Here is a 22,179-nt window from a genome sequence, read left to right as displayed (position 1 = left end):
ATCAGTGGTTGAGCCTGTCGAAACCCCGAAATCCGAAGCGACGAACACCGGCGCACTGTGGGGCGGCCGGTTCGCCGGCGGCCCCGCCGATGCCCTCGCGGCGCTGAGCAAGTCGACGCACTTCGACTGGCGCCTGGCCCGCTACGACATCGCCGGGTCCAAGGCGCACGCCCGCGTGCTGCACAAGGCCGGGCTGCTGGATGCCGCCGAACTCGACGGCATGCTCGCCGCCCTGGACCAGCTGGATGCGGACGTCGCCTCGGGCGCCTACGTGCCCGCGGAATCCGATGAGGATGTGCACGGTTCGCTGGAGCGCGGCCTGATCGAGCGCGCCGGCACCCAGCTGGGCGGCAAGCTCCGGGCCGGGCGCTCACGCAACGACCAGGTGGCCACCCTCGGCCGCATGTTCCTGCGTGACCACGCCCGGATCATCGCCCGCGGCGTGCTCGCCACCATCGATGCGCTGGTGGAACAGGCCAAGGCGCACCCCGGCGTGGCGATGCCTGGCCGCACCCACCTGCAGCACGCACAGCCCGTCCTGCTCAGCCACCACCTGCTGGCCCACGCCTGGGCGCTGCTGCGCGATGTGCAGCGGCTCCAGGACTGGGACAGGCGCGCCGGCGTTTCGCCCTACGGTTCGGGTGCCCTCGCCGGCTCGTCGCTGGGCCTTGACCCCGAGGCAGTGGCCGCGGACCTGGGCTTCTTCTCCGCCGTCCACAACTCGATCGACGGCACCGCGGCCCGCGATGTCTTCGCCGAGTTCGCCTGGGTGGCCGCCATGATCGGCGTTGACCTGTCCCGGGTTTCCGAGGAGGTCATCTTCTGGGCCACCAAGGAGTTCTCCTTCGTCACGCTGCACGATTCCTACTCCACGGGGTCGTCCATCATGCCGCAGAAGAAGAACCCGGACGTGGCCGAGCTGGCCCGCGGCAAGGCCGGCCGCCTGATCGGCAACCTGACCGGCCTGCTGGCCACGCTCAAGGGCCTGCCGCTCGCGTACAACCGCGACCTGCAGGAGGACAAGGAGCCGGTGTTTGACGCCGCCGACACGCTGGAGCTGCTGCTGCCGGCTGTCTCGGGGATGATCGCCACGCTCAAGTTCAATGCCGACCGGATGGAGTCGCTGGCCCCGCAGGGCTTTGCGCTGGCCACGGACATCGCCGAGTGGCTGGTCCGCCGGGGCGTGCCCTTCCGCGAGGCGCACGAACTGTCCGGTGCAGCCGTGAAGCAGGCCGAAAGCCGCAACGTGGAGCTCTGGGACCTGACGGACGAGGAGTATGCCGCCATATCGGAGCACCTGACGCCCGAGGTCCGCAGCGTCCTCAGCACGGAAGGCTCGCTCAACAGCCGGAACTCGCAGGGCGGCACGGCACCGGCCGCCGTCGAACGCCAGCTTGCCGCGCTGGAAGGCGAGCTCAATGGCGTCCGCGAGTACGCGGGATAGCCTCCGCCCACACGCTCTCTCACTTGCCGCAGCGTTTCCGCCGACCCTCCTGCACCACCTGCAGGAGGGTCGGCGGATTTTCTGCAAAAGGTGAGAGAGCGTTCCGCATGCGACCCGGGGCCGCGGCGGAATTCTGCTGACCCTGCACGGCAGGCAGATCCCCGCGGCAGGCAGATCCTCGCGGCGGGCAGCGCTTGCGCTGAACCGCACCTACTCGCGTTAACTGCGATTAACCGTCGGCTACGATTGCGGCATGACCGCGATCTCACCCGACGCTTTGCTCGCCGAACTCCACAAGGCAGCCGACGCCGTTGCCTCCCTGGCCGCCAAGCTCACCGAAGCTGACGTCCCGGCTCCCTCGGCATTGCCGGGCTGGACCCGAGGGCATGTCCTGGCGCACATCACCGGCATCTCCAACGCGATGGCACGGCAGCTCGAATACGCCGCGCGCGGGGAGACGGTGGAACTGTACGACGGCGGCTATGACGGCCGTACGAAGGCCATCGAAATGAGCGCCGGGCACGCGCTGGAACAGCACCGCGCCGACCTCGACTCGGCGCTGCAGCGGGCGCTGCGTGCCTTCGATTCGCTGGATGCCAGTGCCACGGAGGGCGACGCCGCTGCAGGTGCCGCTTCGGCTGATGCCAGTGGCTGGCACGCACCAATTTCCTATCGCGGGGGAGTGGTGCTGGATGGCGGCTTCGCGCTCTGGCGCGAGCTGGTGATCCATGCGTCCGACCTCAACACCGGCCGCGGGCCGGAAACGTGGAGCAGGCAGTTCTGCGAGCACCTGTTCACGTTCCTCGCCGCGCGCGTGCCCGAGGGCCAAAAGCTGGTGCTGCAGCCGCTGGGCCTTCCTCGTGTGACGATCGGGACGGGCGGCCGCTCTACCGTGGTCAGCGGCATGGTCACCGACATCGCCGCCTGGCTCGCCGGCCGGGAACCGTCGCTGGGCAGCCTGCGCGCCTCGGCCGCTGCCGACGGCGTCGACCTGCCAGAACTCCTGCCCTGGCCATCCGGGGTTCCGGCGAAGTAGCTAACCCGCCGGAACTCCCTGCTTTTCGCGGGCCAGCAGGCTCTCCTTGATCCGTAGGCCCCAGCGGAATCCGCCCATCGTGCCGTCCGTGCGGACCACGCGGTGGCACGGAACGAACAGCGCCGCGGCGTTGAACGCACAGGCACTGGCGGCGGCCCGGACCGCCTTGGCGTTGCCGGACAGCTCCGCATATTCGGTGTAGGTCACCGGTGCCCCCGGGCTGAAAGTGCGCAGCATATCCCAGGCGTGGGCACGGAACGGGCCTGATTTCTGCAGGACCGGAACGCTCATGGCCGGGGCCGGGTCACCGGCGTAGAACGCGTCCACGGCCGCGGAGATCGGGCCGAGGTGCTCAACCGGTTCGTAGGTGTCCGGCAGCAGCTCCGGATGGATCTGGCCCGTGAGGTCATGGCGGTCGGCCGTCCAGCCGGAGGCGAGCACCACGCCGTCGCGGGCGATGATCGTGAACGGCCCGTCCGGCGTGGTCATGGTGAGGAGCTGGGCTTTCATTGCGCTGTCACTTTCATAGCACTGCTTCTTTCATTGATTTCGTTGTCTGCGCCCCGCAGGGCGGCCGTTCTGGAACTCTTCGCCGCTGCCCGCCAGAGGTGCATGGTGGCGTACGAACGCCACGGGCTGACTTCGCGGAAGTCTGAGAACGGTAGGTCCGACGGCGGGATGTCCGACGACGGCGCGGCGCTGGCTCCCGGAGCGCCCCCGGGCAGTGCCCGGATTCCGTTGCGTACCGCGGCGTCGTTGGCCAGGAAGACGTCCGGCGCCCCGATCACCCGCATGGCCACGTACCCCACGGTCCACGGCCCGATGCCCGGCTGCGGCAGCAGCTTGGCGGAAAGGCCGGGCAGATCATCCCCGTAGCCAAGGTCCAGGGTGTTGCCGGCCAGTGCCGCGGCCACGGCCAGCAGCGACTCTATCCTGCGCCGCGGACCCCGCAGCAGCTCGGCGCCGGCCTCGGCGATCTGCGCGGGCAACGGGAACATCCGGGAAAGCCCGTCGCCGGCGGCCGTGCTGGGACTGCCCGCCGCGGCCAGCTGCGTGAGGGCCGTGCGCGCGGCGGCCACTGTGATTTGCTGCCCCACCATGGCCCGGATGAGCAGTTCCTGCGGATCGAGGGCACCGGGCAGGCGGATCCCCGGCGCTGCCGCCACGGATGCCGCAAGCCGGGGGTCGGTGCCGAGCGCGCCGTCGATGGCGACGGGATCGGCGTCGAGGTCAAAAAGCCGGCGGACCCTGCTCAGCAGCGCCGGCAGGTCCCGGAGGTCCACCGCGCCGATGGTGAGCACCAGGGAGCGCCGGTGCGTCCCGCCGTCGTACTCCAAAGTTCCGCCAGCCAAACTTCCGCCGGCCGCTTTTCCACCCCCGACGGTGCCGTTGCCTGCGCCCGTGTATTCCACGCTGAACCGTGCGTCCCCGTGCGGGAGCCGCAGTGTCCGGGCATAGGAGGTTGCGGTTCCGGCCTCGATCCCCGGAATGGCGCGGACGGCGAGGAAGCTGAAGACGCCGGGGTCGAACGGTTCGCGGTAGGGGAGAGCCAGGGTCAGCGACGTGCTGGCGGGAGCGGACGGATGATGCCGGGCGGTGCTGCGCAGGGCGGTCGGCGTCATGTCGAACACCTCGGCCACGGTTTCGTTGAACTGGCGGACGCTGCTGAACCCCGCGGCGAAGGCGACGTCGGCGAGCTTCATCCCCGTGGACACCAGCAGCGTGCGCGCAGTCTGCGCCCTGCTGGCGCGGGCCAGGGACAGGGGACCGGCGCCGAGCTCGTGGCTGAGGATCCGGTTCAGCTGGCGGGACGAATAGCCTAGCCGCGCGGCCAGCCCCTCAACGCCGTCGCGGTTGATCACGCCGTCGTTGATCAGGCGCATGGCCCGGCTGGCAATGTCCGAGCGGAGGTTCCAGGCCGGTGTGCCCGGAACGGCCTCGGGCAGGCAGCGCTTGCAGGCACGGTACCCGGCTTCATGGGCGGCGGCGGAGGTCTCATAGAAGGTGACGTTCTCCGCCTTGGGTGTCCTCGCCGGGCACGACGGCCGGCAGTAAATGCCCGTGGTCCGCACCGCCGTAAAGAACTGCCCGTCAAAACGGGTGTCCCGCGCATCGATGGCGCGGTAGCGCTGCCAGAAATCCATGACTCCATCCTGCCAGCCGCCAAGGGGCCGTGCTAGCGGAAATCGGACATGGCCGTGGAGGTGGTTGGTGGAGAGCCTGCGGGTGGCTTGCCTGGCACCGGGTCCGGACAACAGTCGCTTCGGTAAAGTCGGGGCATGACCACCAGCGGCCCTGTGCGGCAGTTCCTGTCCGGCGATGCCCGCGAAATAGCCCCGCTGCTCCTTGGCGCTGTCCTGACGCACCACAGCGGGGAAGGTCCGGTCGCCGTCCGAATCACCGAGCTCGAGGCCTACATGGGTCCGGTCGATTCACTGCACCCTGACCCCGGATCGCACACGTACCGCGGCCCCACCCGTCGGAATGCCCCCATGTTCGGCCCGGCCGGCCACCTCTATGTCTACTTCACCTATGGCATGCACTACTGCGCCAACATCGTCTGCGGTCCGGCCGGCCACGCCTCGGCGGTCCTGCTGCGCGCGGGGGAAATCGTGGAGGGCCGGGAGCTGGCCCTCGCCCGGCGGCCCACGTCGAAAGCCGCCAAGGATCTTGCCAGCGGTCCTGCCCGGCTGGCCACAGCACTGGGACTGACCACGGAGGACAGCGGGCGGGACGCCCTGGGGCCGCCGTTTGGGCTGGTCCTGCCGCCGGCACCCGCCGCCCACGTCAGCAGCGGGCCCCGCGTCGGGGTCGCCGGGCACGGCGGCACGCACGATTATCCATGGCGGTTCTGGCTGACAGGCGACCCCACCGTGTCGCGTTACAAGGCTGCGAAGGCGCGTCCGCCGCGGGCGTAGGCTTGACGGGTGAATCAGAGCGAACATGCCCCTGCCTCCAGGCCCGTCCCCGTGGACGAACTCATCACGAGCCTTTGCGCGACCGTTCCGGACTACCCCAAACCCGGAATCACCTTCAAGGACCTGACCCCCGTCTTCGCCGACGGCCCCGCGTTCCGGGCGGTCGTCGACGCGCTCGTGGAACCGTTCAAGGGACAGTTCGACGCCGTGGCCGGCGTTGAGGCACGCGGGTTCCTGCTCGCCGCGGCAGCGGCCTACGCCACCGGCACCGGCGTGGTGACAGTGCGGAAGGCCGGGAAGCTGCCGCGCGAGGTCTACTCCGAGGACTACGCCCTGGAATACGGCAACGCCACCCTGGAACTGCACACCACGGACCTCGCCCGCGGCAGCCGGGTGCTGATCCTCGACGACGTCCTCGCCACCGGCGGCACCCTCGGGGCAGCCGCCCGCCTGTTTGAACGCTGCGGTGTCCACGTCTCGGGCGTCGGCGTGGTGATGGAACTCGGCGAGCTGCGCGGCCGCTCCGCCCTGGCCGGGCACCGCGTGCGGTCGCTGCTGCGCCTCTGACCAGCGGGCTTGTCGGTGAGCGCCGGGGCTGTGCCGTCAGATAACCTGCTTTAAGCAGCTCAACAGCCGCCACGTAAGCCGAAAAAGGTTATAGAATGGACGGTCTGTCTTTTGCGATAGGGGAACGATGCTCGACGCCGATTTGGCCCACGAACGGGACTACGTAGCCGGTCTGTATGCCCGGCTTGATGAACTGCGCGAGGAAAAGCGCGCCCAGCTGGCCCAGGTGCGCCGTGCGGGAGCAGTCGGCACCATGCAGAACGTCTCCGAACGTGACGCCTTCGCGGCCCTCTACGAGGACCGCCTCGCCCAGCTCGACGCCGTCGACGACCGCCTCGTGTTCGGCCGGCTGGACCTGGACTCCGGCGAGGCGCAGTACATTGGCCGCATCGGGCTCACCACCGAGGACCTCGTCCGGCTCATGGTGGACTGGCGCGCACCCGAGGCCGGCCACTTCTACCAGGCCACGGCCTTTGACCGGCAGGGCGTGCGCCGGCGCCGGCACCTGATCCTGCAGGGCCGCGAAGTCAAGGCCATCGAGGATGACGTCCTCGACGCCGACATGCTCTCCGACGCCGACTCCCTGCAGGGCGAGGGCGCCCTGCTGGCCGCACTGAATTCCAAGCGCACCGGCCGCATGTCGGACATCGTGGGCACCATCCAGTCCGAGCAGGACCGCATCATCCGGTCCTCCATCTCCGGCGCCCTCGTGGTCCAGGGCGGACCGGGCACCGGCAAGACCGCAGTGGCCCTGCACCGCGCCGCCTACCTGCTGTACACCCACCGCGACCGGCTGAAGTCAGCCGGCGTGCTGCTGGTGGGCCCGTCGTCGTCGTTCATGAAATACATCGAACGCGTCCTGCCGTCGCTGGGTGAAACCGGCGTGGTAATGGCCAGCCTGGGCAGGCTCATGCCGGGCATCAACGCGGTGCCGGAGCAGGAGGCGGACGTCGCCGCCATCAAGGGCAGGCTGGAGATGGCCGAGGTCATCGCCAACGCCGTGGCCAACCGGCAGCGCATTCCGGCCGAAAACCGGATCCTGGAAGTCGACGGCCGCAAGCTGACCCTCACGCCCCGGCAGGTCCGGCGCGCCCGCGAACGCGCACGGTCCACCGGCAAGCCGCACAACGAGGCCCGCGTCACGTTCGTCAAGATCCTGCTCCGCGAGCTGACGGAGCAGATGACCGAACTCGTTGAGGCGGGCAATATCGGCAACAACGCCGACCGCTCCTACCTCGCCGAGGACGTGCGGACCGCCCGCGACGTTCGCATTGCGCTGAACCTGTGCTGGATGCCGATGACGCCCGAGAAGCTCGTGGGCGAGCTCCTCAGCAAGCCCGCCCTGCTGGAAGCCTGCACGCCCGGGCTGTCCGCCCGGGAACGCGAGCTCCTGCTGCGCGCACCCGATGCACCCTGGACCGAGGCCGACGTGCCCCTGCTCGACGAGGCCGCGGAACTCCTCGGTGAACTGGACCCCGCCGCAGGCCGCGGCCTGGCCCAGCAGGAGCAGGACCGCGCCCGCGCGCTGGCCAACGCCCGGCAGACCCTGGTCAACATGGAGTCGGCCGGCGTCGACGTGCTGATGTCCGCCGAGGAACTCGTTGAACAGAACGAGGAACGCGAAGCCCGCCTGACGGCCGCCGAGCGCGCCACCAGTGACCGCACCTGGGCCTTCGGCCACATCGTCGTCGACGAGGCACAGGAACTCTCGCCCATGCAGTGGCGGCTCCTGGTCCGGCGCTGCCCGCTCAAGTCCTTCACCATCGTGGGGGACATCGCCCAGACCAGTTCCGTGGCCGGCGCGAAGTCCTGGCAGGGGGCCCTCGCCCCGATGTTCGGTGACCGCTGGCAGCTGGAGGAACTCACGGTCAACTACCGGACGCCGTCGCAGATCGCCGAAGCGGCTGCGCGCATGGCCAACGCCGCCGGCCTGGTGGTTTCCGCCCCGAAGGCCGTCCGGGAGGGCCGCTGGTCGCCCATCATCGACCGTGTGGAGCACTCTGGCCTTGTCAGCCGGCTGGTGGAAGTCCTCCCCGAGGAACTCGAAGCGCTCGACGGCGGTCTGCTCGCCGTGATTGCCGACGGCGACCTGCTGCGGGAAGCCACCTCGGTGCTGCGTGCCAAGTACGGTTCCCGGCTGGGCACGGGTGCTGGCAGCTATGAACAGGACGTGGTGGTGATCAGCCCACGGGAGGCCAAGGGCCTTGAGTTCGATGGCGTCGTGGTCCTGGAACCGAGCGCCATGCTGAACCACGAGCACGGCAGGGTGGGCGATCTGTACGTCGCCATGACGCGCCCCACCCAGCGGCTTCGTCTGATCGCGGCCGCGGACGTTCCGGCAGGCATCGAACGCTAGGGGTTCCGGGGCAGGCCCGGCCAATCGCGGCCCGGCCTGCCTCCTGCCCTTCACGGGGGTCGGCGTGGCGCTGATCCTGCTAACTTAGAAGGCGTGTCACAACTAAACGACCTCGAATCCCAGCAGAACGACCCCAGCTTCGCCAACATCTGGCAGGAGCTCAAATGGCGCGGCCTTGTCCACGTATCCACCGATGAAGTGGAGTTGGAAAAGCTGCTCGCCGGGGAGCCGGTCACGTATTACTGCGGATTCGACCCCACGGCGCCGAGCCTCCACCTGGGAAACCTGGTTCAGCTTCTCCTCATGAGGCGGCTCCAGCTGGCCGGCCACAAGCCCCTGGGGCTCGTGGGCGGTTCCACCGGGCTGATCGGCGATCCGCGTCCGACGGCGGAACGCACCCTGAACACGAAAGACACCGTTTCGGAGTGGGTCGGTTACCTGCAGGCGCAGGTCCGCCGGTTCCTCAGCTTTGACGGCGCTAACGCCGCCCGGATGGTCAACAACCTTGACTGGACCGCGCCGCTGAGCGCGATCGACTTCCTCCGCGAGGTCGGCAAGCACTTCCGCGTGGGCACGATGCTGCGCAAGGACGCCGTGGCTTCACGCCTCAGCTCCGAGGAAGGCATCAGCTACACGGAGTTCAGCTACCAGATCCTGCAGGGCATGGATTACCTGCAGCTCTACCGCGACTACGGCTGCATGCTGCAGACCGGCGGATCCGACCAGTGGGGCAACCTCACCAGCGGCACCGAACTCATCCGCAAGGTGGAGGGCAAGACGGTCCATGCGCTGGGCACTCCGCTCATCACCAATGCAGACGGCACCAAGTTCGGCAAGAGCGAGGGCAACGCCATCTGGCTGGACTCAGCCATGGTCAGCCCGTACACCTTTTACCAGTTCTGGCTTAACACCGCCGACGCGGATGTTGTGGACCGGCTGAAGGTGTTCACGTTCCTGACCCGGGCCGAGATTGAGGAAATTGCCGTGTCTGTGGCCGAGCGCCCGTTCGCCCGCGAAGGCCAGCGGAAGCTCGCCTACGAAGTGACGGCACTGGTCCACGGAGTCGAAGCGACCGAAAAGGTCATTGCTGCTTCCGCGGCTGTTTTCGGGAACGGCGATCTCTCAGTGCTCGACGAGCAGACGCTCGCAGCGGCGACTGCAGAACTCCCGTCCGCTTCGGTGGACGGAACGGGCCTCGGCATCATCGACCTGCTGGTTGCCTCGGGGCTGTCGGACAGCAAGTCCGCCGCGCGCCGGGTGGTCGGCGAGGGCGGCGCCTATGTCAACAACGCCAAAGTTACGGATCCGGACGCGGTGATCAACCCGTCGGAGCTGCTGCACGGCAAGTACCTGCTGCTCCGCCGCGGCAAGAAGAACCTGGCCACGGTCCAGGTGTCCGGCGCCTAGCACCGGAACGCCTAGCACCGGAACAGGCAAAATGCACGCTCCTCCGCAGCCGATTTGCACGGCCGCGGGGGAGCGTGTAATGTCTTCTGAGTCGCCGCCGCTGAGTGGTGACAAACCCCCTTCACTGAGAAGCAATTCTTCTACTTCGAAATGAACGAAGAAAAGCTGCGCTTAGTGCTGGGCGGATTCATTCATTGAAGTGAATACCGGGTGAATAACCCGGATTTGCAAAGTGAAAATGAATGAAATAAGCTAGAAACATCGCAGCGAAGAAATACGAAATGCGAATTCCAATATTCAATTGGAAATAATTTCGGGAAGTATTCGAATGTGTCTGTTGTTTGAGAACTCAATAGTGTGCCAAGTTTGTTGATACCGATTTTTTATGAATTGGTTGAATTGCCGGGCCATGTCACCCCCGTGGTGTGGTCTGGTGTTTTTGGCTGGTTTCAAATTTTGTGCAGCCTGGTTCCGCGTTATTTCCGTGGGGCCTGGTTGTGTCTGTTTGTTTTCAACGGAGAGTTTGATCCTGGCTCAGGATGAACGCTGGCGGCGTGCTTAACACATGCAAGTCGAACGATGATCCGGTGCTTGCGCCGGGGATTAGTGGCGAACGGGTGAGTAACACGTGAGTAACCTGCCCTTGACTCTGGGATAAGCCTGGGAAACTGGGTCTAATACCGGATATGACTCCTCATCGCATGGTGGGGGGTGGAAAGCTTTTGTGGTTTTGGATGGACTCGCGGCCTATCAGCTTGTTGGTGAGGTAATGGCTCACCAAGGCGACGACGGGTAGCCGGCCTGAGAGGGTGACCGGCCACACTGGGACTGAGACACGGCCCAGACTCCTACGGGAGGCAGCAGTGGGGAATATTGCACAATGGGCGGAAGCCTGATGCAGCGACGCCGCGTGAGGGATGACGGCCTTCGGGTTGTAAACCTCTTTCAGTAGGGAAGAAGCGAAAGTGACGGTACCTGCAGAAGAGCGCCGGCTAACTACGTGCCAGCAGCCGCGGTAATACGTAGGGCGCAAGCGTTATCCGGAATTATTGGGCGTAAAGAGCTCGTAGGCGGTTTGTCGCGTCTGCCGTGAAAGTCCGGGGCTCAACTCCGGATCTGCGGTGGGTACGGGCAGACTAGAGTGATGTAGGGGAGACTGGAATTCCTGGTGTAGCGGTGAAATGCGCAGATATCAGGAGGAACACCGATGGCGAAGGCAGGTCTCTGGGCATTAACTGACGCTGAGGAGCGAAAGCATGGGGAGCGAACAGGATTAGATACCCTGGTAGTCCATGCCGTAAACGTTGGGCACTAGGTGTGGGGGACATTCCACGTTTTCCGCGCCGTAGCTAACGCGTTAAGTGCCCCGCCTGGGGAGTACGGCCGCAAGGCTAAAACTCAAAGGAATTGACGGGGGCCCGCACAAGCGGCGGAGCATGCGGATTAATTCGATGCAACGCGAAGAACCTTACCAAGGCTTGACATGGACCGGACCGCCGCAGAAATGTGGTTTCTCCTTTTGGGGCCGGTTCACAGGTGGTGCATGGTTGTCGTCAGCTCGTGTCGTGAGATGTTGGGTTAAGTCCCGCAACGAGCGCAACCCTCGTTCCATGTTGCCAGCACGTAGTGGTGGGGACTCATGGGAGACTGCCGGGTCAACTCGGAGGAAGGTGGGGACGACGTCAAATCATCATGCCCCTTATGTCTTGGGCTTCACGCATGCTACAATGGCCGGTACAAAGGGTTGCGATACTGTGAGGTGGAGCTAATCCCAAAAAGCCGGTCTCAGTTCGGATTGGGGTCTGCAACTCGACCCCATGAAGTCGGAGTCGCTAGTAATCGCAGATCAGCAACGCTGCGGTGAATACGTTCCCGGGCCTTGTACACACCGCCCGTCAAGTCACGAAAGTTGGTAACACCCGAAGCCGGTGGCCTAACCCCTTGTGGGAGGGAGCCGTCGAAGGTGGGACTGGCGATTGGGACTAAGTCGTAACAAGGTAGCCGTACCGGAAGGTGCGGCTGGATCACCTCCTTTCTAAGGAGCACCTACAACACTGTTTCCTGGACGTATGTGCCGGGGGTGGGTGTTGTCAGGAGTAAAGGCCCGCAGCACAAACGGATGTTTTGTGGCGGGTGCTCATGGGTGGAATATCAACGGATAGCGGCTGCGTGGTTTTTGTCCTGGTTCAGTACGGTCGGGTTCCCTTTGGGGGGTCTGTCCTGGAACGGCGGGGGCGGGGGTTGCGTGGTTTAGTGTTTGGCACACTGTCGGGTCCTGAGGCAACAGGACCGGGGAGGGTAACTCTTTTCCGGGACGTTTGTTTCTGGTTTCCTGGCTGCACCGATCACACGGTTGTCTGCGCTGTTGGCGCGGGGTGTGTGGGGTGTGTGGTACGGGGTTGTTGTTTGAGAACTACATAGTGGACGCGAGCATCTTTTATAAGAAGCAATTTCCAAGATATTTGAACCTGGATCTGGCTGCGCTGGTGGTGCCCTTTGGGGTGTTGTTGGTGTGGTTGGTTTCTGTGGTTCTCTCGAGAAAATGTTTTTGATCTTTTGTGGTCAAGTTTTAAGAGCACACGGTGGATGCCTTGGCATTAGGAGCCGAAGAAGGACGTAGGAATCTGCGATAAGCCTGGGGGAGTCGATAACCGGACTGTGATCCCAGGGTGTCCGAATGGGGAAACCCCGCCAGACGCGCGAGTGATCTGGTGACCCGCATCTGAACACATAGGGTGCGTGGAGGGAACGCGGGGAAGTGAAACATCTCAGTACCCGCAGGAAGAGAAAACAACAGTGATTCCGTTAGTAGTGGCGAGCGAACGCGGATCAGGCTAAACCGTTTCCATGTGTGATAGCCGGCGGGCGTTGCATGGGCGGGGTTGTGGGACTTGTTGTCCTGGTTCTGCCGGACCGGGGAGGTGTGAGTGCTGGTATAGGTGAACGGTCTTGAAAGGCCGGCCGTAGAGGGTGTGAGCCCCGTAACCGTAATGCTGTGCGCCGCCTTTGATGAGTATCCCAAGTAGCACGGGGCCCGAGAAATCCCGTGTGAATCTGTCAGGACCACCTGATAAGCCTAAATACTCCCTAATGACCGATAGCGGACCAGTACCGTGAGGGAAAGGTGAAAAGTACCCGGGAGGGGAGTGAAACAGTACCTGAAACCGTGTGCTTACAATCCGTCGGAGCAGCCTTGTAGTTGTGACGGCGTGCCTTTTGAAGAATGAGCCTGCGAGTTAGTGTTACGTCGCGAGGTTAACCCGTGTGGGGGAAGCCGTAGCGAAAGCGAGTCTGAACAGGGCGTTGCAGTGGCGTGATCTAGACCCGAAGCGAAGTGATCTACCCATGGCCAGGTTGAAGCGACGGTAAGACGTCGTGGAGGACCGAACCCACTTCAGTTGAAAATGGAGGGGATGAGCTGTGGGTAGGGGTGAAAGGCCAATCAAACTTCGTGATAGCTGGTTCTCCCCGAAATGCATTTAGGTGCAGCGTTGCGTGTTTCTTTCCGGAGGTAGAGCTACTGGATGGCTAATGGGCCTACAAGGTTACTGACGTCAGCCAAACTCCGAATGCCGGTAAGTGAGAGCGCAGCAGTGAGACTGTGGGGGATAAGCTTCATAGTCGAGAGGGAAACAGCCCAGACCACCAACTAAGGCCCCTAAGCGTGTGCTAAGTGGGAAAGGATGTGGAGTTGCGAAGACAACCAGGAGGTTGGCTTAGAAGCAGCCATCCTTAAAGAGTGCGTAATAGCTCACTGGTCAAGTGATTCCGCGCCGACAATGTAGCGGGGCTCAAGTACACCGCCGAAGTTGTGGCATTCACATATTTTCCAAGCCTTTGTGGTTCAGGAGTGTGGATGGGTAGGGGAGCGTCGTGTGGGCGGTGAAGTCGCGGTGTAAACCAGCGGTGGAGCCTACACGAGTGAGAATGCAGGCATGAGTAGCGAAAGACGGGTGAGAAACCCGTCCGCCGGATGATCAAGGGTTCCAGGGTCAAGCTAATCTGCCCTGGGTAAGTCGGGACCTAAGGCGAGGCCGACAGGCGTAGTCGATGGACAACGGGTTGATATTCCCGTACCGGCGAAAAACCGCCCATGTTGAACAGGGGATACTAACCGCCCGAAACCTGCCCGACGCCCCTTGTGGGTGAAGGGTTTTGGTGGAGCGCGGGACCTGATCCTGGGAGGCAAGCGTATTAACAGGTGTGACGCAGGAAGGTAGCCGAGCCGGGCGATGGTTGTCCCGGTCCAAGGATGTAGGGCGAACGGTAGGCAAATCCGCTGTTCATGTGCCTGAGATCTGACGGGACTCCCGTAAAGGGGGATTCGGTGATCCTATGCTGCCTAGAAAAGCATCGGCGCGAGGTTTTAGCCGCCCGTACCCCAAACCGACACAGGTGATCAGGTAGAGAATACTAAGGCGATCGAGAGAATTATGGTTAAGGAACTCGGCAAAATGCCCCCGTAACTTCGGGAGAAGGGGGGCCCAACCTTGAACACCACTTGCTGGTGGGAGGGGATCGGGGCCGCAGAGACCAGGGGGAAGCGACTGTTTACTAAAAACACAGGTCCGTGCGAAGTCGCAAGACGATGTATACGGACTGACTCCTGCCCGGTGCTGGAAGGTTAAGAGGACCGGTTAGCCTCACGGCGAAGCTGAGAATTTAAGCCCCAGTAAACGGCGGTGGTAACTATAACCATCCTAAGGTAGCGAAATTCCTTGTCGGGTAAGTTCCGACCTGCACGAATGGAGTAACGACTTCCCCGCTGTCTCAACCATAAACTCGGCGAAATTGCAGTACGAGTAAAGATGCTCGTTACGCGCAGCAGGACGGAAAGACCCCGAGACCTTTACTATAGTTTGGTATTGGTGTTCGGAGTGGCTTGTGTAGGATAGGTGGGAGACGTTGAAGCCCGGACGCCAGTTCGGGTGGAGTCATCGTTGAAATACCACTCTGGTCACTTTGGACATCTAACTTCGGCCCGTAATCCGGGTCAGGGACAGTGCCTGATGGGTAGTTTTAACTGGGGCGGTTGCCTCCTAAAAAGTAACGGAGGCGCCCAAAGGTTCCCTCAGCCTGGTTGGCAATCAGGTGTCGAGTGTAAGTGCACAAGGGAGCTTGACTGTGAGAGAGACATCTCGAGCAGGGACGAAAGTCGGGACTAGTGATCCGGCGGTACATTGTGGAATGGCCGTCGCTCAACGGATAAAAGGTACCTCGGGGATAACAGGCTGATCTTGCCCAAGAGTCCATATCGACGGCATGGTTTGGCACCTCGATGTCGGCTCGTCGCATCCTGGGGCTGGAGTAGGTCCCAAGGGTTGGGCTGTTCGCCCATTAAAGCGGTACGCGAGCTGGGTTTAGAACGTCGTGAGACAGTTCGGTCCCTATCCGCTGCGCGCGCAGGAAATTTGAGAAGGGCTGTCCTTAGTACGAGAGGACCGGGACGGACGAACCTCTGGTGTGTCAGTTGTACTGCCAAGTGCACCGCTGATTAGCTACGTTCGGATGGGATAACCGCTGAAAGCATCTAAGCGGGAAGCTCGCTTCGAGATGAGATTTCCATACACCTTGTGTGTGAGAGGCCCCCAGCCAGACCACTGGGTTGATAGGCCGGATGTGGAAGCGAGGACTAACGACTCGTGAAGCTGACCGGTACTAATAGGCCAACAACTTACACCACACAAGAATCAATGCATGCTTGCGTCCACTATGTGGTTCCCAACCAACAAACCCGCCCACGGGTTTCACGGGAACCAAGATAACTGAATACAACACCACAGTTGTAACACCACAGATTTCCCACACCAGGGCCCATCGCCCCACGGTGCCGGGAGCAAGGGTTACGGCGGTCATAGCGTGGGGGAAACGCCCGGTCCCATTCCGAACCCGGAAGCTAAGACCCACAGCGCCGATGGTACTGCACCCGGGAGGGTGTGGGAGAGTAGGTCACCGCCGGACAACCATTAGAGAAAAAACGGTCGAGAGCCCCAACCACACGGTCGGGGCTCTCCCGCATTTAAAACCCATACTCACCGGCCCCGGGTTTCGACAGGCTCAACCAGCGGTGTCAGGCGTCAGCTGGTTCTGACACTCGCCGTCGCAGTCCCGCCAACGCTCGATTCGGCCTTGACGGCGGTGACCTGCCTGGCAGGTCCGGGCTTTGCCGTCAGCGTCCAGGCTCCCAGGGCGTTGGCCTTCACCGTACCCAGGCGGGTGGCGGCACGCCCCGGCGTGACGTCGTACAGCACAACGGTGGCCGAGGTGGCCGCCGTCGAGCCCGTGAACTTGGAGGTTCCGGCGAAAGCCATGTCCTTCTTCAGCCGGTGCCGGGCGGTGGTGATGGTCACAACGTCTTTCTCTCCCACGGGTGCCGCTGCCGGGGAGGGTGCGGGCGCTGCGGGGGATGCCGCGGGTGACGTAGTGGGCGCCGGCGCAGCCGCTTCTGCGGGCTGCGTGGTCTCCGGTGCCGGCACTTCCGCCGGTGCAGCTTGGCCCGGCGCCGGCTGATTGATCGGATGCGGCCGTACAGCTTCAACCGGATGATTCGGATCTGCGTCGTTCGTGTCGATCCCGACGCTGAACTGGGCCATCATGTCATGGTCCTCGTGGGGTAGGTTGTGGCAGTGGATCATGTACCTGCCGCGGTTGTGCTCGAACTTCATGAGCAGCCGGACCGTTTCCCCTTCGCCCACGTAGACCACGTCCTTCGGCCCCTTCTCGTGCGCGAACGGTGCCTGTCCATTGCGGCTGAGTACCTGGAAATCCACCAGGTGGATGTGGACCGGGTGGAACCATCCTCCTGAGCTGTTTTCAATCTCCCAGATTTCCACATCGTCCAGGTCGGGATCGGCGAGGACCTTCCTGTAGCCGCTCTCGACCACCTCGTCCCAGGTCATGCCCCCGATGGTCCAGATGCCGTTGTCCCGCTTCACGCGCATGCGCCTGGTCTTCACCGAGTCCGACGTCTTGAGGCTCATGGCCGTGCTGGGGGCGAGAAGCGTCGGCAGCACCTTGGCGCCGGGTCCGGACGTGTCGACCGGCTCGTCCGTCACGTCGAAGGCCATGACCCTGCCGGTGAAGTCGTAGTCCACATTGTTCTTGTTGGACAGGTTGCGCAGCTCCACCCGTTTGCCGACGGGATACTTCGAAAAGTCGATGAGCACCTCGTAGCGCTCGGCGCCGCCGTGCCGCCAGGATGTCACCTGCTGGGCGGCCGGCATCAGACCGCCGTCCGTAGCGACGATGGTCATGGCGTCGCCCGTGCTCAGGGAGAAGCGGTAGGAGCGCGCAATGGATGCGTTGAGTACGCGGAACCGGTAGATCCGTCGCTGGACCTTCATCACGGGCCACGGCGCCCCGTTGACAAGGATAACGTCGCCCCACAGGCCGGAGTGGGTGTTGTCGTTGTAGCCGAGCGAACCGTTGGCTGCGAACATGGCGTCGGACACGGTCAGCGGCACATCGAACTTCCCCTGCGGAAGAATGCTGCCTTCCACTTCGTCGTGCAGGTGGTACTGGGCCGCCAGGCCGGAGTAAACGCTCTGGCCCGTATTGTGCACGGCGTGGTCGTGGTACCACAGGGTCCGAGCCGGCTGGAAGTTGGGGTATTCGTAGTCTTTGCAGTAGTCCCGCCCGGTGAGGTCGTTGGCGTAGCCGTCGTACTGCGGGAGCGACGCAGACCCGTGGAGGTGGGTCGAGGTGTCAAGCCGGTACCCCCACTGCGGGTGGAACAGAGGCAGGATGTTGTCCATCTCCAGGGTGATGCGTTCGCCCTGGTTCACTTTGATGGTCGGGCCCGGGAACGTCCCGTTGTAGCCGAGGATAGGGGTGCTGAGCCCCGGAACGATGTTTGCCAGGGCAGCTTTCTGCTCAATCTTGTACAGGTGCCGCTTGCGGCCATCCGGGTCCACCGTCGTGCTCGTGGGCCGCAGTATTTCGGGGATGGGAAGCGTCCGCTGGTAGGGCTTGGGCATGTTGCGGGACGCCAGCTGGCTTGCCGACTTTGCGTTGACCGACGTCAAGGGTACAGCCAGGCCAAAGGCACCGATGATCCCCACTCCACCTATTTGCAGTGCCTGACGGCGTGTAACTGACACGACTACCTCCGACGTCGCTAGAAAGTCCAATTGATTTAGTTGAAGGGTGTAATACCTACCCTGCGGAAACCTTGCGGGAGACAGGGTTGCCGGCGGCCTTCTTTGGGTGGAAAGCCACCCATGGGCACGCCTGTCTGGGCGAGCGTGCCCATCAGGGCTCTGAGGACATCACAAGGTCGTGGGCGCGTTCCGAAGAGGAGCGGACCCGTCGCCCGGTGCCCGCGGAACGGCGCCGGCGGGCCCGGTACAGTACTGCCGCTGCCGCCACGACCAGCGCGCCGGCCGCGATGACCCACATGGCCATTCCCGCCGGCTCCACGACCGCCAGAACCGGCTGGTCCCAGGGCTGGCCCACGCTGATCAGCCATTCCTGCCGCCGCGAGTCCGGCAGCTGGTCCGCCTGTTGGGCGAGCGCCCAGCCGTATACCCCGTAGAGTGCAGCCACGGCACCTATGGCCGCGAGCCTGGCTGCCACTGACGATCCAGGCCCGCGGTCCGTGGCACGGGCAAGGGAGGCCGTAAACAGGCAACCGGAGATCAGCGTCAACAGGGCCATGGCCTGGTACCCGAACTGGGTGCGTGCCGAGTACTCCAGCAAAGGCGTGTAGTAGAGGGCAGCCAGCACGGCGGCAAGCCCTGCGGCCGCCACGTAGGGAGCCGCCGCAGCATTCAGAACCGGACGCACAGATAATGTGAGGGCTTCGGCGCCGCCTAGGGTCCCGTCCTGCCTGGGCGTTGCGGCGAGCCTGGCCAGTGTCAGCGGCGCACCGGGAACCAGCAGGAGCGGTACGACGGCGATGAGCAGCATCTGCGTCGTGACATGGGCACTGATCAGGAACTCCTGGTAGAACCGAAGCCCTCCGTTGGTCACCAAAAACAGCAAGCCGACACCGGTGAACCAGAGCCCGGCGCGGTAGGCAGGCCAGTGCCCGCCCCGGTTCCGGACACGCTGCATTCCGGCCCCATACAGGAACACAGCAACGGCGCAGAGGAAGATCCACAGGGCGTCGGGCTTCCAGCTGCTGAACATATCCACAAGGCCCGGAAGGCGCAGCGAAACCGGGGCGGGCGCTGCCTGCGAAACCGTAGGCGGCGGGGTGCGCGCCAGGGCCGCCGCGAGTCCTGATGCGGCCGCCATGATGGCCAGCTCGGCCACCGCCAGAGCTGCGAACATGGTCCGTGCCCTGCCCGGGACCGACTCCAGCTTCGTGAGGATCCACTTCCGGTGCAACACTCCGAACACGCCCAGAACCCCCAGAAGTGCAGTCTTTGCCACCAGGATCAGGCCGTACTGCGTGGCCAGCCCGTCGAGCGTTCCGAGCCCTGTCAGCCCAGCCGCTACGCCCGAGATGGCCAGGGCAAGGAAGGACAGCAGCGCCAACGTCGAGTAGCGCCGGACCGCGGCCAGCAACTCTGTTCCCAGCGTCCGCCGCAGCAGGACGATCGTGGCCAGGCCGCCGATCCAGATGGCCGCCGCGACCATATGCATGACCACCGAAACCGTACTGTCGGCATGGTTGGCACCGCCTGCGGCATGGGAATTCAGGGCCAGGGGTATCAGCCCCGTGGAAGCCAGCACCGCCGTGACGGCCACAGCCCGCTGGCTCTGGACGCCGAAACACAGGAGCGCAGCGGTTGCCGTAATGACGACTGTCAGGGCGCTCCTTCGGCCGGCGTCAACGTCCGTCAGGAAACTGACGAAGATGGTCCCGGATCCTTCCGAAAAGAGGGGCAGGTTAGCCAGCGAGTGGAAGGTGAGGACACTGATCGCGGCCGCAGCGGCCGTCCAGAGGACTGCGGAAATACCGGCAAGGACCAGTGCCTTGGAGAACGCTCTTCCAGTCGGGGGGAGGGCGAAGAGGGCCAAAATCAGTGGGCCGACAGTCCCGGCGGCCGCGACGTTGAAAACAAGTTTGGCAACAGGAAGTCCCCAGATGACCACCGCGCCGGTCCGGTCCAGGAATCCTGCCTCCCGGCCGGCCTCACTCGAGTAGGCAACGAACAGTGCCAGTAGCCCGCAACCCAGGATCATGGCAGCAGCGGCCACCGGCTTCGTCCGTGATTTCTTCATGGTTCCCCCTCGGCGGATGCTGTGGGAGCCAGTCTTGCCACGCCTCCTTGGATTTTTCCTGTGGGCTATTGCGGTCCTCTGGACGCCCGGAGGCATGATCGGGCGCCCTGGCCCACAGCAGATTGAGCGGCCCGTGCCCCTGTGAGGATGCACACGCCAGCCTGTGGGAGGCCCCCGCCGTTAGTGGCTGGCACTGGCTCTCACCTAGAATTGCTAGAGATATGCGGACACCGGATGCATCACTACGGGTCGCGCAGGACAACCAAACACGGATAAGAGCGGCTGCACATCGCGCCAGTGGTCGGCTCACTACAGGAGGAATCCACCATGGCTGAGCACAAGGGCGGCGGTTACCGCGGCGGAAATGACCGGGGGGACTCGGGAAACAACCGGGGACGGCAGGGGGGCCCTTTTAGGGGGACCAATAATTCCGGCGGGGATCCGCGGGGTTTCCGCGCCCGTGACGGCCGCGGTTTCGGCGGTGACTCTGACCGTAAGCCGTTCTCTGACCGTCCGCGCCGTGAGGGTGAGGGTGATCGCCGCGGTTTCGGTGGCGGTGAGCGTAAGCCGTTCGGTGACCGGGACCGTAAGCCGTTCTCTGACCGTCCGCGCCGTGAGGGCGACGGCGATCGCCGCGGTTTCGGTGGCGGTGAGCGTAAGCCGTTCGGTGACCGGGACCGTAAGCCGTTCTCTGACCGTCCGCGCCGCGAAGGTGACGGCGAGCGTCGCAGCTTTGGCGACGGCGATCGCCGCGGTTTTGGTGACCGTCCGCGCCGCGAGGGCGAGGGTGACCGCCGCGGTTTCGGTGGCGGTGAGCGCCGGCCGTTTGGTGACCGTCCGCGCCGCGAGGGCGAGGGTGACCGCCGCGGTTTCGGTGGCGGTGAGCGCCGGCCGTTTGGTGACCGTCCGCGCCGTGAAGGTGAGGGTGACCGCCGCGGTTTCGGTGGCGGCGAGCGTAAGCCGTTCGGCGATCGTGACCGCAAGCCTTTTGGTGACCGTCCGCGCCGTGAGGGCGACGGCGACCGCCGCAGCTTTGGCGGCGGAGACAACCGCCGCCCCTTCGGCGACCGGCAGGACCGGGCACCCCGCGAAGAGCGTTCCGGCTGGCAGGACCGCGGTGACCGGCAGGATCGGGCACCCCGCGGCTTTGACCGCGGCGACTCCGGTCCCCGCCAGTTCGGCCGCGACAGGGCTGAGGACCGCCCGGCCCGCGTCCCCAACGCCCGCGACCTCCGCAGCGCCAACCGCCCGGACCGTGAGCGTTCGCCGGAAATCGACGAGGACGTCACTGGCAAGGAACTCGACCGCGCCACGCAGCACCAGATCAAGACCCTGGAGTCCAACAGCGCGGAATGGGTTGCCCGCCACCTGGTGATGGCCGGACGGCTTATCGACGAGGAACCTGAACTGGCGTTCCAGCACGCCCTCGCCGCCAGCCGCCGCGGCGGACGCCTTGCTGCCGTCCGCGAGGCAGTGGGCCTCACGGCCTATGCCGCCGGACACTACGGCGAGGCCCTGCGCGAGTTCCGCACCTACCGGCGCATCAGCGGTTCCAACGTCCACCTTCCCGTGATGGCCGACTGCGAACGCGGCCTGGGCCGGCCCGACCGCGCCCTGGACGTCGTACGTTCCGAGGAGGCCCAGGACCTCGACGCACCCGGCAAGGTGGAGCTGGCGATTGTCGCCTCCGGCGCTCGCGCCGACCTTGGCCAGCCGGACGCCGCCGTGGCCGAGCTGGAGATCCCGCAGCTGGACATCAACCGGGCCTTTTCCTACAGCCCGCGCCTGTTCCGCGCCTACGCTGACGCCCTGACCGCCGCCGGCCGTGAAGCCGAGGCCGGCAAGTGGCAGCGCCAGGCCGTCGTGGCGGAGGAAGCCCTGGGCCTGGGCATGGCCGAGGAACCCGACATCATCGACCTCGGCTGGGACGAGGAAGAGGAAGCCCGGGAGGAAGCCGAACGCCGGAAGCGGATCGCACAGGCAGCAGGCACGCCGGCGCAGGATGAAAGCGGGTCTTCGGACAGCCAGGCGGTCCCCGGAATCAGCGCCGCGGAGGAAGCTGCCGCGCAGCGGCCGACATCGGACCTCGCCGCAGGCAACGCAGAGGACGAAAACCTGGACGACGCCGAAGCCGACTACTTCGAATCCGACGACGCCGAGTCCGACGAGGACTCCGCCGAGCAGGACGACGACGCGGAAGGTGACGTTGAGGACGACGTTGCGGCCGGACACAGCGAAGAGCAGGATGCAGACCGCCGCCAAAACGGCTCGGAGGACTAAT

12 protein-coding genes and 3 rRNA genes are annotated in these 22,179 nt (G+C 64.6%); 10 read left to right on the top strand and 5 right to left on the bottom strand.

Annotated features, from left to right (window positions below):
- The first annotated feature begins 4 nt into the window (after positions 1 to 4).
- The gene (gene argH, locus R5O87_RS05605) at positions 5 to 1,444 is read left to right on the top strand and encodes an argininosuccinate lyase (RefSeq protein ID WP_410558085.1); all 1,440 of its coding nucleotides are present in this window, start codon (positions 5 to 7) and stop codon (positions 1,442 to 1,444) included.
- A gap of 253 nt (positions 1,445 to 1,697) precedes the next feature.
- Positions 1,698 to 2,480, top strand: coding sequence for a maleylpyruvate isomerase family mycothiol-dependent enzyme (locus tag R5O87_RS05600; protein ID WP_410558084.1), 783 nt, complete (start codon positions 1,698 to 1,700; stop codon positions 2,478 to 2,480).
- Here the strand turns inward: R5O87_RS05600 and R5O87_RS05595 are convergent, their stop codons facing one another.
- Both R5O87_RS05595 and R5O87_RS05590 read right to left on the bottom strand, forming a co-directional pair.
- Entirely contained in the window at positions 2,481 to 2,990 is a 510-nt protein-coding gene (locus R5O87_RS05595) for a methylated-DNA--[protein]-cysteine S-methyltransferase (RefSeq protein WP_410558083.1), read from the bottom strand. It abuts the gene before it with no gap.
- Positions 2,987 to 4,624 (bottom strand): DNA-3-methyladenine glycosylase 2 family protein, encoded by a 1,638-nt coding sequence (locus R5O87_RS05590; protein WP_410558082.1) that lies wholly within the window; start codon positions 4,622 to 4,624, stop codon positions 2,987 to 2,989. Before R5O87_RS05590 ends, R5O87_RS05595 begins: the two co-directional genes overlap by 4 nt.
- Positions 4,625 to 4,759: 135 nt before the next feature.
- On the opposite strand from R5O87_RS05590, the gene R5O87_RS05585 reads away from it, so the two are divergent.
- The 7 genes from R5O87_RS05585 to rrf all read left to right on the top strand — a co-directional run bounded on the left by R5O87_RS05585 (position 4,760) and on the right by rrf (position 15,689).
- A complete protein-coding gene (locus tag R5O87_RS05585) occupies positions 4,760 to 5,398 on the top strand; it encodes a DNA-3-methyladenine glycosylase (protein ID WP_410558081.1) in 639 nt (212 codons plus the stop codon).
- A 9-nt stretch (positions 5,399 to 5,407) separates the two neighbouring features.
- Positions 5,408 to 5,965 (top strand): adenine phosphoribosyltransferase, encoded by a 558-nt coding sequence (locus R5O87_RS05580; RefSeq protein ID WP_410558080.1) that lies wholly within the window; start codon positions 5,408 to 5,410, stop codon positions 5,963 to 5,965.
- Between the two features lie 127 nt (positions 5,966 to 6,092).
- Positions 6,093 to 8,321 (top strand): HelD family protein, encoded by a 2,229-nt coding sequence (locus R5O87_RS05575; protein ID WP_410558079.1) that lies wholly within the window; start codon positions 6,093 to 6,095, stop codon positions 8,319 to 8,321.
- A 93-nt stretch (positions 8,322 to 8,414) separates the two neighbouring features.
- Positions 8,415 to 9,728, top strand: a complete 1,314-nt coding sequence (tyrS, locus tag R5O87_RS05570) for a tyrosine--tRNA ligase (RefSeq protein ID WP_410558078.1) — start codon at positions 8,415 to 8,417, stop codon at positions 9,726 to 9,728.
- Between the two features lie 511 nt (positions 9,729 to 10,239).
- A 16S ribosomal RNA gene (locus tag R5O87_RS05565) occupies positions 10,240 to 11,763 on the top strand.
- Between the two features lie 524 nt (positions 11,764 to 12,287).
- Positions 12,288 to 15,412: ribosomal RNA gene (locus R5O87_RS05560) — 23S ribosomal RNA — on the top strand.
- A gap of 160 nt (positions 15,413 to 15,572) precedes the next feature.
- A 5S ribosomal RNA gene (gene rrf, locus R5O87_RS05555) occupies positions 15,573 to 15,689 on the top strand.
- Together the 16S, 23S and 5S rRNA genes form the textbook arrangement of a ribosomal RNA operon.
- A 116-nt stretch (positions 15,690 to 15,805) precedes the next feature.
- Here the strand turns inward: rrf and R5O87_RS05550 are convergent.
- From R5O87_RS05550 to R5O87_RS05540, 3 genes are all read right to left on the bottom strand, one after another.
- Complete coding sequence (locus tag R5O87_RS05550) at positions 15,806 to 17,827, bottom strand: multicopper oxidase family protein (RefSeq protein WP_410556789.1); 2,022 nt, start codon at positions 17,825 to 17,827, stop codon at positions 15,806 to 15,808.
- A gap of 151 nt (positions 17,828 to 17,978) precedes the next feature.
- Entirely contained in the window at positions 17,979 to 19,898 is a 1,920-nt protein-coding gene (locus R5O87_RS05545; RefSeq protein WP_410556788.1) for a cytochrome c oxidase assembly protein, read from the bottom strand.
- A 309-nt stretch (positions 19,899 to 20,207) separates the two neighbouring features.
- Positions 20,208 to 21,218, bottom strand: coding sequence for a hypothetical protein (locus R5O87_RS05540; RefSeq protein WP_462836394.1), 1,011 nt, complete (start codon positions 21,216 to 21,218; stop codon positions 20,208 to 20,210).
- A 54-nt stretch (positions 21,219 to 21,272) separates the two neighbouring features.
- Here R5O87_RS05540 and R5O87_RS05535 point away from each other — a divergent pair, with 54 nt between their 5' ends.
- On the top strand, positions 21,273 to 22,178 hold the full coding sequence (locus R5O87_RS05535) for a hypothetical protein (protein ID WP_410556786.1): 906 nt from the start codon (positions 21,273 to 21,275) through the stop codon (positions 22,176 to 22,178).
- Position 22,179 lies beyond the last annotated feature (1 nt).

The sequence above is a fragment of the Arthrobacter globiformis genome (assembly GCF_046536215.2).
GTDB classification, from domain to species: domain Bacteria; phylum Actinomycetota; class Actinomycetes; order Actinomycetales; family Micrococcaceae; genus Arthrobacter; species Arthrobacter globiformis_E.
Note: the sequence above shows the minus strand (reverse complement) of the source record. Positions and strands in the feature narration are given on the sequence as shown.